The following is a 16,287-nucleotide window of genomic DNA, read 5'->3' on the forward strand; positions in this document are numbered from 1 at the left end:
ATGAGAGCAATTTTAATGGCAGCAGGTATGGGTACTAGATTAAGACCACTGACTGAAAATACTCCCAAATCTTTAATAGAAGTTAATGGAATGTCTTTGCTTGAAAGACAGATAATTAATTTAAAAGAAGTTGGGATTGATGAAATTATAGTTTTAACTGGTTATTTAAATGAAAAATTTGATGATTTAGTTAAAAAATATGATTTGATAAAAGTAGTTAACGATAAATATGATGTTTATAATAATATTTATACAATGTATTTAGTTAGAGAATATCTTGAAGATGCATTGGTTATAGATGCGGATAATTACATAACAAGAAATTTTTTGCCTAAGACGAAACCAAACACATCAGTATATTATTCAGCTTGTAAAGAAAATTTAATAGATGAATGGATTTTGAAATATGATGATTCAGGAAAGATATTTGGAGTTGATATTGGAAAAGAAGGGGATGAACCTAATTTTATAATGTCAGGAGCATCTTTTTGGATAGCAAAAGATGCAAGATTAATATGCAAAAAAGTTCAAGAAGCTGTCGAAATAAATAATTCAACTGATATATATTGGGATAATATTGCTGTAGATAATATTAATGATATGAATGTATATATTGAAAAAATACAATCAAACGATATATTTGAAATAGATTCACTTGGAGATTTAGAATACCTTAAAAAAACACTTAAAATATACACCTTATAAAAGAGCAGCTATGCTGCAATACGGAACTTTTCTGCAATTTAAGAATATTTCGAGTTATAGAAAAGAGTACTTTTAATGTAAAATTTAATCATTAAAGTACTCTTTGTTTTATTGTTAAAATATATTACTATGATTTTATTTAATATAGTATACAATGAGATTACGTTTTGTAAATAAGTATGCGTAGTTTATTTATTAGAGTGTATTCTGTATACAATATTTATGAATTATATGCATAAACTTTTATTATAATCAGATATGTATTAGTGAATGTTTCTTATATCATGAGTATATGTACGCTTTTTATGAAAATTAACATCGATTATATTGTTATATTTATTTTTAAAAATAGATTGATATTTATATGATATTGTTTTATTATATGATGAATTTAAGTATATATTCAATATTTTATTAGAGAGTTTAAAAATTTTTTTGTTTATTTTGAATTTTGTTTTTAAATCTACATCTTCCCAATTCATTTCGTAAAGAGTTTTAGAAAATCTAAATACATTATGTATTCCCCAGAAAATTAAATTCTTTTTTAAGTTATTAGTGATATAAGACAATCCAGCACCTGAGGTAGTGGATATCACTAAACCAATCTTATTATTCATAATAGATTTTGTATTATATTCAATAGATTTGTAAAATAAATGTTCCAAAAGTGATTTTAGTTCTGTAGTCATATTACATTGGATTACAGGACATGCAAGTATTATTAAATCAGAATTATTAAGGGATTTTGTAAGGTATTCAATGGAATTAGAATTAGGATAAGTAACTTCATTATTTATAAAACATGAAAAAAATTTATCAGAATAATTAGGGAAATCTTTTTCTAAAAAAAATTCCTTAACATTTATACGTATAGTAAGTCTAAGACTATTTAATAACATTTGAACACAATTATATGTGCATGCTTTTCTGGTAGTTCCATAAATAATAGCAATATTCACTAATATCATCCTTTCAATGTATACATATCTTTAAATTGACTAATGTGTTTTTTTAATGACGTAAGCTCTTTATCTGTTATAGAATCATGTCTATAAAATAATAAAAAGATTGGAGAGTAAAATTGGATAGCTAAAGTATATGGATCTTTTTTTATTAAAATATTTGAATTAATTAGGGATTCGAATATTTTTGAATGAAAATTAAGTACATCCTCAATAAATAATTTATGATATAAATCTGCTATTTTAGAGTTGTTAAACTGTTCTATTGTAAGCAATTTTCTAAACTTAACCATATATTCATCTTGTAAGCAAAATCTACAAATATCTAAGCTTTTAGTAAAAAATTGATCCTTAGTCCACTTAATATCATTAAGTATAATTCCATGAGTATCAGTTTCCATTTTTACACTTGAAAAAAATTTATTTATACGCTCTGAATACCTTCTAATTATAGTATCAAAAATATCTTGTTTATTTTTGAAATGATTATAAAGAGAACTTGCTTTAATTCCAACTGCTTTGGCAATATCTCTAACAGATATGGCATTAAAGCCTTTTGTTGAAAAAAGTGTTAAGGATTCATGGATAATTTTTTCTTTTGTATTCATAAAAACTCCTTGTTAAATGTTATTGGCTGTATTTTAAAATTTTTAACAATTATTCATATATAAATAAGTAAATTTAAAATTTTAGTATGAAAGTTTCTAAATAACTTTCGATAGTAATTTTATTATTTATACACAAATTATCAATATACTATTATAGAGTTTGAAAAACTTTTAAAAATACAGCAATAATAAAATTTTAATTTAAAACTAACAAATGTTAGTTTAATTATAACTAATAATCACAATAAAGTCCATAAATTTCAAAAAAATATATAAAATTGTAAAGTTAATTGACAATAAATAGCGTTAAATGTACAATTGAAAAAGTGAAAAAAGAAAGTGATAAGAGCATAGATAGTTTTTAATATGCTTTTATTTATGGAGGCTAGGAAAAATGGCTAAATCAATTTCAAAGAATGCAATTTTTAAAGCAATGTTAAATTTATTCAATATAATTTTGCCTATATTAGTAATACCTTTAGTTAGTAGATCATTTGGAGATGAATTATATGGATACATGGGGTATGGAGATTCTTTAACTGCATATTTTTTGATATTTGCTAGTTTTGGGATTTATCAATATGGTTTACGAGAAATAAGCAAAGTTCGTGATGATAAAATTAAACTCAGTCAGACATTTACAAGTTTATTTGTTTTCACCGTTATTACAAATGTTATTGCATCGGTTGCATATATGATATTTGTAGCCATTTATTATAAAAATCAACCATATTTTTATACATGTATAGTTTTAGGCTTTAACTTAGTTTTTAATATGTTTTATGTGGAATGGGTTAATGAAGCGGTAGAAAATTATGATTTTATCGCTATTAAAACAATGGCAGTTAGAATAATATATTCAGCAATAATTTTATTGTTTGTTAGACAAAAGGAAGACTTTATATTTTATTTATATTTAGTTGTAGGGTTTAACTTCATAAATAACATAATAAGTTTTATATATGTGAAGAAAAAATTAAAGTTTGATTTTTCTAATTTAGAAATTCTTAAACATATAAAACCTATGCTTTATGTAGTAATTCTTACTAGTACTGGTGTTTTATATACTCAACTTGATAAAATAATGTTAAAAGACAGTCCAGGGGGAACTACAGCTGTTGGTTATTATTATATGGCTCAAAGGGTAGCGAGCATAATAAGTACATTATTATTAACATTAGTTCAGGTTACTATGCCAAGGCTTTCTAATTATTTAGGAAAAGAATCGAGAAGTGAGTATTTAATATTATTAAAAAAAGTAGTAAGAATATACTTTATAGTTTTATTTCCAGCATCTATAGGTTTGTTTTGCCTTTCTAAAGAAGCAATATATATTTTTGGTGGAAAAGATTTCTTGGGCGCAGTTCCAGTAATGTTTGTATTTGCAATACATATGTTAGTCATTGGAATTGAAAGCGTAATAGCAAATCAAATAATATACCTTCATGGAAAAGAAAAAGATGATGCCATATTAGTATTAATTGGTGGAGTAATTAATTTGATATTTAATGTAACATTAACTATTACAGGAAACTTTAACATGGTGACAGCTATAGCAACTACTCTTATTGCTAATATAATTATATTAATACTAGAATATAGAATGGTTAAAAAGGTTATAAAACTAGATATACATTTATTTGAATATGAAAATATTAAATATTTCTATTATTCTTTAGTGTTTATACCAATAACATTCGGAATAAAATTTTTTGTAGATAATACACTTATTGCATGTGTATTTGAAGTTCTAATATGTGGATTAGTTTATTTGTGTATACTTACAATTACTAAGGATGAAGTATTTTTTGAGATAACAAATAAAGTTCTTGTGAAACTAAAACTTAAAAGGTAAATTTTGAGAATATATTACCTATAGATTTTAAGTTGTTAAATTAAGTGGAATTACTATATATTACTTTAATATATCAATAATAAATAGAAAAGTTTGTAGCATAGAAGACAATAATAAATAAAAAGATATTGTTTTTTATGCTATTTTTATATTAAAAAATAAATTATTATTTTTTATCTGAACATATTGTCATGAACAATGAACAATGTTAATATGAATATGTTCACAAAATGAACTTAATAAATCTGAACGAAATTATGTTAAATTTATTATATTATATTAATTATTTTTACTATGAAAAAATCTTTATAAGTAAGTCTAATATAGAAAATTAAGTAGTGAAATTTAGAAGTGATAATTATTATGTAATAAAATAAAATTATATTGAGGGGGATTTTTATGGAAATCAATAAAGGCAATTATAAACTTGGCGTAATGAGTGGAATAACTTCAGCTATTACTTGGGGATTAGATACAGTTTTAATGGCAATAATACTTGCAATGAGTCCATTTTTACCAGAAGGAGCAGCATTTTTAGCACCATTTATAACAGCATTTTTTCATGATGCTTTTTCAACAGTGTGGACATTTATATATCTTGCATTTAAGAAAGAGCTAGGAAATTTGTTTAGATCTATGAAAACTAAGAGTGCTTTATTCGTTGTTTTAGCAGCACTTATGGGAGGTCCTATTGGAATGACTGGATATTTAGTTGCAGTCAAACTTATTGGGCCATCTTATACAGCTATAATTTCATCATTATATCCAGCAGTTGGAGCAATTTTAGCATATTTTATATTAAAAGAAAAAATGAATAAAAAAGCATGGCTTGGATTAATATTTGCAATTATAGGAGTATCAATAATTGGATATTCAGCAGGTGAAGCTGGAACTAGTATCGTAGGATTCTTGTGTGCATTACTATGTGTATTTGGATGGGGGAGTGAATGTGTTATATGTGCATATGGAATGAAGGGGGATGAAGTATCTTCAGAATATGCACTTCAAATAAGGCAATTAACATCAGCAGTCGTTTATGGATTGTTAATAATTCCAATTGTTGGAGGTATAGGACTTAGCTTTGAGATTTTAAGGACAAGCATAATTTGGTGGATTGCAGCAACTGCATTATCAGGAACAATATCATATTTATTTTACTATAATGCAATTTATAAAATTGGAGCAACTAAAGCTATGGGCTTAAATATAACATATGTTGTTTGGTCAATTGTTTTTGATGTATTCATTAATGGACGTGCAATAGATTTAAAAACAATTTTATGTAGTATAATGGTTATAGGAGGCGTATACTTTGTAGCAAAAGCGCCAGAAGAAGAAACAAGTGAACAACCAGAAATTGCAGCGGTTGAATAATATTAAAAAGTAATATTAAAGTGTTAAACAAGTTGAGTTAGAATGGCTTGTTTAGCACTTTTTTTGTTAAATGAGTCTTGAAATTATGGAATTTTTCATGAACTAGAGCTATTAATTTATTTAATTTTAAAAATCATAATGTATATAGTAAAAAACATTGAATAGATTTAGTAGAGAGATTTTTCTTTATAAAATTCTAATTATAAAAAAATATATATAATAATCAAAAAGTTTGATAAAATTAATGTATAATATCTTTCATAAATCGTGATAATGTGAGTAAGGCTATAAAAATAGAAAGGAAAGTTAATTTGTGTGTTAGAGAAAAATCTTTAATATTTCCATTAAATGATTATAGGAGGGAAAATATGAATATAAGAAGGAGATTTATAATTTTTTCTATTATATTAGGAATAGTTCCTGTAATTATTTCAACAAGTATATGTATTGCAAAATTTAATGCTAAGAATAAGGAATTGATTGAAGAAAATGTTATTGCATCTGCTCATGATCAAGCTATGCATTTAGAATATTTCTTTAATCAAAATATAAGTGATCTTAAAATTATTGCAGGTATACCATTAGTTAAAGATTTTCTAATTGATCCAAATAATAAAGCAGATAAGAAAAATAAACAAGATATTACTGAAGAAGTAAATGACATTTTGAATAATAGAAAAAATCAACAATTTTATTTGAATACAGGAATACTTATTAATAATACAGGAGTTGTAATTGGATCTAGTGATCAAGAGAATATTGGAAAAATTAAAATACTATCAAAAGCAGAGTTACAAAAACTTGAGCATAATGAAGTAGTTGTGACAAATATTGTAGAAAAAGAATATCCCAATAAAAAAACTAAAAGTGTAGTAATCGCGAGCCCAATATTTTTTGAAAATGAATATATAGGTGCTGTAGCTAATGTAATAAATATGAGTTATTTCGAAAAAATTGTAAACGATGTAAATTTTTTCGAAGATGGCAAAATAGTAATAATGGATGGAAATGGTGTTGTTGCATCAAGTAATAGTGAAAATTTAACAGAGAGTATTGATAAAATTACTATCCCTAATAATTTATATGAACAATGGGATAAAATAGACTTTGATAATAATCATAATGGTGTAATAGAATATACTATAGGTGGAATTGAAAAAATAGGACATTACTCAAGGATTAATGATACTGGCTGGATAGTATTAAGTTCTGTTAACTGGGAGAAATTTAATACACCTAGGGATAAGAATATATTTACTATAGTTATATTGTTAATATTTATTTTGATAATTACAATAATTTCTTACACATTTATAATTAATCATTTCTCAAAACCAATATATGAGTTATTAAAGGTTATAAGAAAAATAAAACAAGGAGATTATAGAGATAGATTTATATATAATAAAGATAATGAATTTGGGGAAATAGCTAAAGCATTTAATGATTTAATGGATAACATAGAAAAAAACAAGCAATATATAGAAACTAAGAATAGAGATTTACAATCTATAACATCCAATATACCAGGTGGAGTTCATCGATGTAAAATAAAAGGTGGAGAATTTTATTTTGATTTTTTAAGTAGTGGTTATTTAAATATGTTAGGTTATGAAAAACATGAATTTAGAGAAATTTTTAATAAAAAAATAATTGATTTATTTTACGAAAATGATCGTGAAAGAGTAATTAGTGAAACAAAAGAACAATTAAGTAAATCTAACAAATATAATGTTGAATATAGAATTAAGCGAAAAGACGGGAGCATTATATGGTTATTAGATAATGGGCAAATTATTAAAAATAAAGATGGTAAAGTGTTTAGTTATAATGTGGCAATAAATATAACAGAATCTAAAATAATTCAAGAGGAACTTAAACATAGTGAAGAGCGTTATCGCATAATTATGTCTCAAACAGAAGATATAATTTTTGAATGGGATATTATTAAAGATACCATTAATTTTTCTGAAAATTGGAAAAAGAAATTTAATTCTTTGCAAGTCATGGAAGAGGTAAGTAAGAAAATATATGAAACTAATATTATATATAAAGAAGACATTAAAAGTTTTGGTAAACTATTAAATAATATTATTAATGGAAACACATATGAAGAAACGGAAATTAGGCTTAGAAAAACTGAGGGAGATTATATTTGGTGTAAAATAAGAATTACTGCCATGTTTGATGAAAAGGGGAACATATTCAAGGCAGTAGGCGCAATAATTGATATTAATAAAGAAAAAATAAAAGGTGAAGATCTTTTATTCAAGGCTCAAAGAGACAGTTTGACTGAATTATTTAATAAAGGAAATACTCAAAACATGATTGAAGAGTATATAGAAAATGAGGGCATAAATTCTAATAGTGCATTATTTGTAATAGATATAGATAATTTTAAAGCCGTTAATGATAATTTAGGTCATTTAGCTGGTGATGCAGTCTTAAGAAGTATTTCTTCAATGCTTGCAGAAGTTTTTTCAGAAGATTCAATTATTGGTAGAATAGGTGGAGATGAATTTGTTGTATTTTTAAAAAAAATAAGTTCAGAAGAATTATTATATAAAAAAGCAGATGAGTTAGTTAAAGGACTTAGAAGTAATTTTACAGGAGAAACAAAAGAATATAAGGTATCTGGAAGTATAGGAATTGCTAAGTATCCGGAACATGGAGAGTCTTTTAAAGAGCTTTTTGAAAATGCAGATAAAGCAGTCTATTTAGCTAAAAAGAAAGGAAAAGATAATTATTGTTTTTATAAAGATATTAAATAGAATATTAATAAGAATATATATGTTTTTGTAAATTTGCTATATTAAATCTATGTATATAATATGAATATATGTAGTTTATTTATTGAAACATATATAATAAAAGTTTTATTGTGAAAGTTTGTTGGAAGAAATATTTAAATACTAGAGAAAAGGTATAAAGAGGGGGAGATTAATTGATAAAGAGAATTGATTTAGTATTTGCGAAGCTTAAAGAATTAGTAGAATTTAATATAGAGGGAATATCAGCATCAGATATAGCAGAAGAATTGCATCTTAGTAGAGCAAATGCAAGTAATGATTTAAACAAGTTGGTTATAGAAGGCAAAGTTATAAAAATAAAAGGAAAACCTACGTTGTTTAAACCTATAATTATTGAAGAGCAGAATGTTTTAAATTTATCTATTATAAATAAGTTTTCAGAGTCAAATCCTAGTTTATATTCAGCAATTGAGCAGGCAAAAGCAGCTATATTGTATCCACCTAATGGAATGAATATTTTGTTACTAGGAGAGACTGGAGTTGGTAAATCAACCTTTGCTTCTTTAATACACAAATATGCTGTTGAAATGGAAGTTAAGTACTTAGAGAGTCCATTTATAACATTTAATTGCGCAGATTATGCAAATAATCCTCAGTTGCTACTAGGACAATTGTTTGGAGTAAAAAAAGGAGCCTATACAGGGGCAGAGAGTGATAAGGTTGGTTTATTAGAAAAAGCTGATGGAGGAATTTTATTTTTAGATGAAGTGCATAGATTACCAGCAGAGGGACAGGAAATGTTTTTCACTTTTATGGATAAGGGCGTATATAGAAGACTTGGAGAAACTGAAAGTGAGAGACAAGCAAATGTGCTAATAATAACGGCAACTACTGAAAATCCAGATACAACACTATTGAAGACATTTACTCGAAGAATTCCTATGGTTATAATAATACCTAACTTAAAGAAAAGAGGAATGGAGGAAAGATTCAACCTTATTAAACAATTTATGATGGAGGAGTCTGGAAGACTTGGGCAATGCATTAAGGTGTCTATAAATTCAATAAAAGCATTTTTGTCTTACGATTGTGAAAATAATGTAGGTCAATTAAGAACAGATATACAACTCGCCTGTGCTAAAGCATATGCTGATTTTTTATCAAACAGAAAAGATGAGATAAAAATAAGTAGTTTAGATTTACCAACATATATAAGAGAAGGTCTTTATAAGGAAACAGAGCATAGAAAACTTTGGAATAAGCTTATTGATATAAACAAAAGATACTGTATATTTGATAAGGATGAGAATGGTATAATATTTGAACAAAATACAAGTGATGAAAATATTTATGAAATGCTAGATTTGAGAACTCAAGAACTTAAGAAAGAAGGAATACATGGTACTGAACTTGAGGAAGAGATAGAAAGAGACATAGGGGATTATTTCAAGAAGTATGTAAATAATTTTAGTTATAAAGTAGACATTAATAATATAAAAAGTATTGTAGAAGAAGATGTTATGAATGTAATAGAAAAGGTCATAGCGTTTTGTGAAGAAAAACTTGGAATAAGGTTAGATAAAAAAATTTATTATGGCTTATCAGTTCATATTAGTAATTCTATAGATAGAATACGCAGGAATAAGAAGATTGTAAATCCTAAATTACATAGTATAAGAGAAGAATTTAAGAAAGAATTTAGTGTATCCTTAGATGCTTTAAAGATGATAGATGAAAAACTTGATTTAGATATGCCAATTGATGAAGCTGGATTTATAACTATGTTTTTAAGTTATAATGGTGAAAGTTTTAAATACAAACAAAATGATGTTAAAGTAATAATAATAGCTCATGGACTAAGTACAGCAACTTCAATGGCAGATGCAGTAAATAATCTTCTTGGAACTCAAAATGCGATTGGAATTAATGCACCTATAGAAGAAAAGCCTAAAAATATATTGGAGAAGACTAAAGAATATATAAGAGAACATAAAATAAAATCTGATATATTGTTTTTAGTAGATATGGGATCACTTACAACTTTCGGAAGAGAAATAGAAAATTCATTTAACTTAAAAACTAGAACAATACCATTAGTTAGCACTCTTCATGTATTAGAAGCAACCAGAAAATCCATGATTGGATATTCGTTAGATGAAATATATAGAGAAACTTTAGAAGTAAATAATTTGTATGACAATGATGTTTTAGATTATAAACCAGATGAGGAACAAGATAAAAAGCTAGCAATATTGACAGTATGTACAACTGGAGAAGGTGGGGCTAAAACAATAAAAGGAATACTAGAGAGAAATTTAAATTTTGATAAAAATCTAATAGAAATAGTCCCAGTAAATTTTATAGGAAAAGAAAATATCTATGAAAGAATAGAGAAATTAAAAAGAAAGTACGTATTGATATGTTTTGTAAGTCCTTTTAAATTAGAGGTCAATTATCCACAATTTATGTTGGATGACATTATTGATGGAAAATCAACTGAGCAAATTCAAAAACTTATAGATATAGAAAAAACATATATAAAGATGGAAGAAACACTAGATCATCAATTAAAAAATATTGATGGAAGAATAGTCTTAAAAGATATAAAGAAGTTTAATGTAACTGTTAGTGAAGCTTTAAATGTAAATATAAGTACTAATATTCTTATTGGAATTACTTTTCATTTAGCTTGTATGATAGATAGGATTAAGGATAATGAATTTATAGATGAATTTCAAGGGAAAGATCAGTTTATAAAAGATAATTTTAATTTATATAGAATAATAAAAAATGCATGTGCATCTTTAAATACTAAATATTTAATTACTATTTCAGATGATGAAATATGTTGTTTAATGAATTTTTTTAATAATAAAACACATTAATAATGTGTTTTAAAAGGTTTTTAAAAAGTAAAACACATTTATGCTTTTTAAAAACCTTTCTTTTTCATTATAATGCATTGCAAATGCTTGGATACATTACTTAACTTATTAATTTATTTTAGGATAAAAACTTGGCATCATTATTGCTCTATATATAGGCATAAGAAAATTAAAACAAAATTAAAAAACAATTTAATAATGAATGGTTCGCTGTAGAAATTTAAATTAATTACTATTATTTTTTTAGAAAAACTCAAATTATAATCTAGGAAAGGAAAATTATCATGAAAAAAATCACATTAATTTGTGCAGGTGGATTTTCAACAAGTATGTTAGTTTCAAAGATGGAGGAGGAGGCTAAAAATAAAGAAATAGAAGTAGAAATAAGAGCTACAGCAGAATCAAAATTTTGGGAATATGAAAACGATACAGATGTATTGTTACTAGGACCGCAAGTTGGCTATTTATTAGATAAATTCAAAAAAAAGTATTCAGAGAAGGAAATAAAAATTTCAATAATAGATAGTGTAGACTATGGAATGATGAATGGTAAGAAAGTATTAAATGATGCTGTAAATATGTAATATTGATTGGCTGATGAGTAAAAGTGAATAATAAGGGTATAATATATAAATAATAATATTATTATTCAATAAATACAGTAAAAATTAATAATCATAAATTAATATAACTTAGAAGTAAAACGATAATAATTAGAAAATGGGGGATTTAATATGGAACAATTAGAAATGGCAATTATGAATATTATAATTAACGCTGGAGATTGTAAGAATCATGCGTATATGGCACTTAATAATGTTAATGAAGGAAAATATGAAGAAGCAGATAAAGAGTTAGAATTAGCAAATGATGCATTGGGAAAAGCTCATGATGAACAAACAATGTTTCTTCATAAAGAAGCAAATGGTGAAAAAATAGATATGTCTGTTTTATTCGTACATGCACAAGATCATTTAATGACAGCAATAACTGAAAAGAATTTAATTGAACAAATAATTGAACTAAGGAAAATTGTAAATACTTTAGTTAAATAAAATTAGAGATTAAGGAAATACTAAAACTAATATTTATAATTAGATAAAAATTAAAAATGTAAACCTAGTAAAAATTTATTATAAAAAATCATTAGAGGTTTGAGGAGGAATAAATTATGATAAAAATTAGATTATTTTGTGCAGCAGGTATGTCAACAAGTCTTTTAGTAAACAAAATGAAGGATGCAGCTAAAGCAAAGGGCGTAGAAGTTGATATTGAAGCTTTCCCAGAAGGTCAAATGGACAAAAATCTAGATGGTGTAAACGTTGCATTATTAGGACCACAAGTTGGATATACATTAGGAAAAGCAAAAAAAATATGTGAACCAAAAGGAATTCCAGTTGATGTAATACCAATGGTTGATTATGGAATGATGAATGGACAAAAAGTATTGGATTTTGCATTAAAATTAGCTGGAAAATAATAATTCAAATTAATTTTCTAGTAATTTAAATAGAAAACAGAAAATAAAGAAAACGTTTAATCAAAAATGGTTATATTAGTTATGCAATTTCTATGTGATTTCACTAACTAACATCATATTCGTTAAACCACATAGAAATCTGTAACTTTAAAGTGATAATTATAAATCTGATATATTTGTAATTATTACACTAAATATAATAACACAACAAATTAATTTATATAAGGGGGAATTATTATGTCATCATTCGGAAATACTATGAATGAAAAAGTAATACCAGTAATTATGAAATTCGTTGGAATGAAGGGTATTGTTGCCTTAAAAGATGGTATTTTGTACACACTACCTATAATTATGGTAGGATCAATATTCTTATTACTTGCACAAATTCCTTATCAACCATTTAATGATTGGGTGTCTAGCATATTAGGATCAGGCTGGACAGATCCGTTATTTGCAGCTTATGGTGCTTCGTTCCAAATAATAGCACTTATTGCGGTAATAGGTATAGCTTATACTTATGCTAAAAATGAAGGTCACGAACCTTTATCAGCAGGAGCCATAGCAATTGTAGTATTTTTATTAACAATGAGTTCTTCAGTTGTAAGCCCTAAAGGAGAAGTTGTAAGTGGTGTTATCAATAAAGATCTTATTGGTGGAAAAGGTATGGTTACAGCTATTATTGTAGGTCTAGTTGTAGGTGCAATATATTCATGGTTTATGGCTAGAAAGATTACAATTAAGATGCCAGCAGGTGTGCCACAAGGAGTTGCAAATTCATTTGCAGCATTAATACCAGCAGCAGTTATAATAACAGGTGCAACAGTAGTTTATACTATTTTCAAATTTGGATTTAATACAACATTCATCGACTTTATATATAAAGCAATACAAACACCATTACAAGGAATGACAGATTCTTTAGGTGGAATTTTGATTATGTCTTTCTTAATTCCTTTCTTATGGTGGTTCGGAGTACATGGTTCAACAATTGTAGGTGGAATTATGACAGGAATATTAACATCAAATACATTAGAAAATCAAGCTATAATAACTAGTGGAAAAGAACTTACAGTAGCAAATGGTGGTCATATTGTAACACAACAATTCTTAGATAACTTCGTTAATATGACAGGAGCAGGTGTAACCATAGGACTTGTATTATGCATGATAGTTTTGGGAAAATCAGCACAAAGTAAAGAATTAGGTAAATTAGCAGTAGTACCGGGATGTTTCAATATAAATGAACCAGTTACATTTGGAACACCAATAGTAATGAATCCATTTATGGCAATACCATTTATAGTTACCCCAATGGTAAATAGTTTAATTACTTATTTAGCAATTGCTTCAGGAGCAGTTCCATTATTTACAGGAGTAATGGTTCCATGGACAACACCACCAGTAATTTCAGGATTCATATTAGGTGGTTGGAGAACAGCATTATTACAAATTGTAGTTATGGTAATATCATTCTTTATTTATTTACCATTCTTCAAGAAACAAGATGCCATTAATCTTGCAAATGAAAAAGCAGCACAAAATTCATAAGATTAATAAGTAAAAATAAACACCTTTCAATAAATACAATATTTTATTTGTTATATAATTAGTTAAACCCAATATTTCTAAATGCATATATGCAAAGAAATATTGGGTTTGTTTATTAAAAATTTTAAATTCTAGAAATAACAGATTATTGTTAATAAAACACATTAGTAATGTGTTTGGGAAATCTTTCATAAATAAAACAGATTTTAATTTATAAAAAACACTTTTTGTTTTACTAAAACCATTGTAAATACTAAGGAAAGGATAAGATAAAGTGATTTTGTAAGAAGATAAAAATTGGCATGAATATTGCTTTATATAAATAATATAAAAACAAATGTGTTAAATATAAGTTTTATGAAAACGTTTTTAAAAATCTGAAATAGCATAGAAGTTTTTATTTATAATTATCAAATTATAAGAATAAGAGGAGATTAAGAAAAAATAAATTATTAGGGGGAATAAAAAATGAATGAATATTTACAAGAAAAGGTAATACCAAAAGCTAATCAGATAGCATCCAATAAATATTTAAAGGCTGTAAGTGATGGTTTTATGACTATTATGCCAGTTATAATAGTAGGCGCAATTTTTTCATTATTAAATTCATTATCAATAGCACCATATCAAGCATTTATAACAAATATAGGTTTAAAATCTATACTAGCAATACCGAATATGGTTACAAATGATATGCTTGCAGTATATGCTGTATTTTTCATAGCATACAGTCTTGCAAAACAATTTGATAAAGATCCAGGTGTAGCAGGAATGATTTCTCTATTTACATTCTTATCAATAACACCAATTTCAAATACATCAGGTATAATTAATAATTTTGTAAAAGCAAATAAAATTACATTACCAGAAGGTGTAAAGGTTCCAGCAGCAAATGTGTTTACTTTTGATTATTTAGGTGCTAAGGGCTTATTCGTTGCTATTATTGTAGCCTTAGTATCAACAGTTATTTATAATAAATTAATAGATGGTGGATTAGCTATTAAAATGCCTAACGGTGTTCCACCAACAATTACAAAATCATTTTTGGGCTTAGTTCCAGGTTTCGCTATAATTATGTTATTTATGATTTTAAACAAGGTAGTAACACTATTACCTATCCAAGGAATAGATGGAATACATACTTTAATATATACACTAATTCAAAAGCCATTAGAAGCCTTTATTGGTAACAATATATTCTCATTCCTATTTGCAATATTACTTGCGCAAATATTATGGTTTTTTGGTGTGCATGGAGTATCAGCAGTAATACTTCCTATTTTCTATCCATTATGGACATCATTGACTGCTGCTAATATAGAAGCAATGAATGCAGGTGTGTCATTATATGAATTGCCTAATATTATTAATAGAAGTTTCTTTAGTGTATATGCTTTATGTGGAGGATCAGGAGCAACTCTTGGGCTTTGTATATATATGGCATTAAAAGCTAAAAGTCAGCAATATAAAACTCTTGGAAGATTAGCTGTATTATCTAATTTCTGTGGAATAAATGAACCAATTGTATTTGCAACGCCTATGGTTCTTAATCCTTACATGGCTATTCCATGGATATGTACACCACTACTTGCAAGTATATTAGGATATATATTAACGTATATAAATGTAGTGCCAAGATTAACAACAATAGTTCCACTTGGAACTCCAGTTTTAATGTCAGGTTTTTTAGCAGGTGGAGTTGATGGGTGGAGAGTTGCTTTAGTGCAAATATTGATAATAGTTGTAAGTGCATTAATATATTTACCATTCTTTAATATAATTGATAAGAAGAGTTATATGAATGAATTAGAAGCAGGTAAAAACTCAGCGCAGTAAAATTTATTTAAAGATTTAGATAAAGAAGAATATTAAAATAATCGTTTATCGATAAATTAATTTGGAATTTCAATCAAAAATGAATTAATATTTAAGGCACACATAGAAGAAGCTGTTGCAAAATTTTTTAATTAATTTTGCTCCATCTTCTTCTATTTAATATTATCATGAAAAAACAAGTTGTTTTATGAAAAAACAAGTAACTAAAAAGTAGCATGTGTAACTAAAACTTAAAAAGTAAAGTAATTTAATATTATTTATGATATATTTCAAGTAAAGAC

General features: G+C 26.0%; 12 protein-coding genes. 10 read left to right on the forward strand and 2 right to left on the reverse strand.

What is annotated here, in order from left to right; all coding sequences use genetic code 11:
* Positions 1–705, forward strand: a complete 705-nt coding sequence (locus CLPUN_RS11765) for a sugar phosphate nucleotidyltransferase (protein ID WP_077847470.1) — start codon at positions 1–3, stop codon at positions 703–705.
* 263 nt (positions 706–968) lie between these two features.
* Here the strand turns inward: CLPUN_RS11765 and CLPUN_RS11770 are convergent, their stop codons facing one another.
* Both CLPUN_RS11770 and CLPUN_RS11775 read right to left on the reverse strand, forming a co-directional pair.
* Entirely contained in the window at positions 969–1,664 is a 696-nt protein-coding gene (locus tag CLPUN_RS11770; protein ID WP_158078757.1) for an NAD(P)H-dependent oxidoreductase, read from the reverse strand.
* Positions 1,665–1,669: 5 nt separating this feature from the next.
* Positions 1,670–2,275, reverse strand: coding sequence for a TetR/AcrR family transcriptional regulator (locus CLPUN_RS11775; RefSeq protein ID WP_077847472.1), 606 nt, complete (start codon positions 2,273–2,275; stop codon positions 1,670–1,672).
* Positions 2,276–2,669: 394 nt separating this feature from the next.
* On the opposite strand from CLPUN_RS11775, the gene CLPUN_RS11780 reads away from it, so the two are divergent.
* The 9 genes from CLPUN_RS11780 to CLPUN_RS11820 all read left to right on the forward strand — a co-directional run bounded on the left by CLPUN_RS11780 (position 2,670) and on the right by CLPUN_RS11820 (position 16,006).
* Entirely contained in the window at positions 2,670–4,130 is a 1,461-nt protein-coding gene (locus tag CLPUN_RS11780; RefSeq protein WP_077847473.1) for an oligosaccharide flippase family protein, read from the forward strand.
* 399 nt (positions 4,131–4,529) lie between these two features.
* Positions 4,530–5,504 carry a DMT family transporter gene (locus CLPUN_RS11785; protein WP_077847474.1) on the forward strand — a complete coding sequence of 325 codons (975 nt, stop codon included), beginning with the start codon at positions 4,530–4,532 and terminating at the stop codon, positions 5,502–5,504.
* A gap of 368 nt (positions 5,505–5,872) precedes the next feature.
* Positions 5,873–8,275 carry a sensor domain-containing diguanylate cyclase gene (locus tag CLPUN_RS11790; RefSeq protein ID WP_077847475.1) on the forward strand — a complete coding sequence of 801 codons (2,403 nt, stop codon included), beginning with the start codon at positions 5,873–5,875 and terminating at the stop codon, positions 8,273–8,275.
* A 176-nt stretch (positions 8,276–8,451) separates the two neighbouring features.
* Complete coding sequence (locus CLPUN_RS11795; RefSeq protein WP_077847564.1) at positions 8,452–11,139, forward strand: sigma-54-dependent transcriptional regulator; 2,688 nt, start codon at positions 8,452–8,454, stop codon at positions 11,137–11,139.
* Positions 11,140–11,423: 284 nt separating this feature from the next.
* A complete protein-coding gene (locus tag CLPUN_RS11800; RefSeq protein WP_077847476.1) occupies positions 11,424–11,723 on the forward strand; it encodes a PTS sugar transporter subunit IIB in 300 nt (99 codons plus the stop codon).
* A gap of 150 nt (positions 11,724–11,873) precedes the next feature.
* Positions 11,874–12,194, forward strand: a complete 321-nt coding sequence (locus CLPUN_RS11805; protein WP_077847477.1) for a PTS lactose/cellobiose transporter subunit IIA — start codon at positions 11,874–11,876, stop codon at positions 12,192–12,194.
* A 116-nt stretch (positions 12,195–12,310) separates the two neighbouring features.
* Positions 12,311–12,619 carry a PTS sugar transporter subunit IIB gene (locus tag CLPUN_RS11810; RefSeq protein WP_077847478.1) on the forward strand — a complete coding sequence of 103 codons (309 nt, stop codon included), beginning with the start codon at positions 12,311–12,313 and terminating at the stop codon, positions 12,617–12,619.
* 237 nt (positions 12,620–12,856) lie between these two features.
* Complete coding sequence (locus tag CLPUN_RS11815; protein WP_077847479.1) at positions 12,857–14,170, forward strand: PTS sugar transporter subunit IIC; 1,314 nt, start codon at positions 12,857–12,859, stop codon at positions 14,168–14,170.
* Between the two features lie 468 nt (positions 14,171–14,638).
* Positions 14,639–16,006 (forward strand): PTS sugar transporter subunit IIC, encoded by a 1,368-nt coding sequence (locus CLPUN_RS11820; protein WP_077847480.1) that lies wholly within the window; start codon positions 14,639–14,641, stop codon positions 16,004–16,006.
* Positions 16,007–16,287 lie beyond the last annotated feature (281 nt).

The organism is Clostridium puniceum (assembly GCF_002006345.1).
GTDB classification, from domain to species: domain Bacteria; phylum Bacillota; class Clostridia; order Clostridiales; family Clostridiaceae; genus Clostridium; species Clostridium puniceum.

What these genes read in the sequence shown, in the direction of transcription:
- CLPUN_RS11765 (WP_077847470.1), top strand. Translation starts at nt 1, where the DNA reads ATGAGAGCAATTTTAATGGCAGCAGGTATGGGTACTAGATTAAGACCA.
- CLPUN_RS11775 (WP_077847472.1), bottom strand. Translation starts at nt 2,275, where the DNA reads ATGAATACAAAAGAAAAAATTATCCATGAATCCTTAACACTTTTTTCA.
- CLPUN_RS11780 (WP_077847473.1), top strand. Translation starts at nt 2,670, where the DNA reads ATGGCTAAATCAATTTCAAAGAATGCAATTTTTAAAGCAATGTTAAAT.
- CLPUN_RS11785 (WP_077847474.1), top strand. Translation starts at nt 4,530, where the DNA reads ATGGAAATCAATAAAGGCAATTATAAACTTGGCGTAATGAGTGGAATA.
- CLPUN_RS11790 (WP_077847475.1), top strand. Translation starts at nt 5,873, where the DNA reads ATGAATATAAGAAGGAGATTTATAATTTTTTCTATTATATTAGGAATA.
- CLPUN_RS11800 (WP_077847476.1), top strand. Translation starts at nt 11,424, where the DNA reads ATGAAAAAAATCACATTAATTTGTGCAGGTGGATTTTCAACAAGTATG.
- CLPUN_RS11805 (WP_077847477.1), top strand. Translation starts at nt 11,874, where the DNA reads ATGGAACAATTAGAAATGGCAATTATGAATATTATAATTAACGCTGGA.
- CLPUN_RS11810 (WP_077847478.1), top strand. Translation starts at nt 12,311, where the DNA reads ATGATAAAAATTAGATTATTTTGTGCAGCAGGTATGTCAACAAGTCTT.
- CLPUN_RS11815 (WP_077847479.1), top strand. Translation starts at nt 12,857, where the DNA reads ATGTCATCATTCGGAAATACTATGAATGAAAAAGTAATACCAGTAATT.
- CLPUN_RS11820 (WP_077847480.1), top strand. Translation starts at nt 14,639, where the DNA reads ATGAATGAATATTTACAAGAAAAGGTAATACCAAAAGCTAATCAGATA.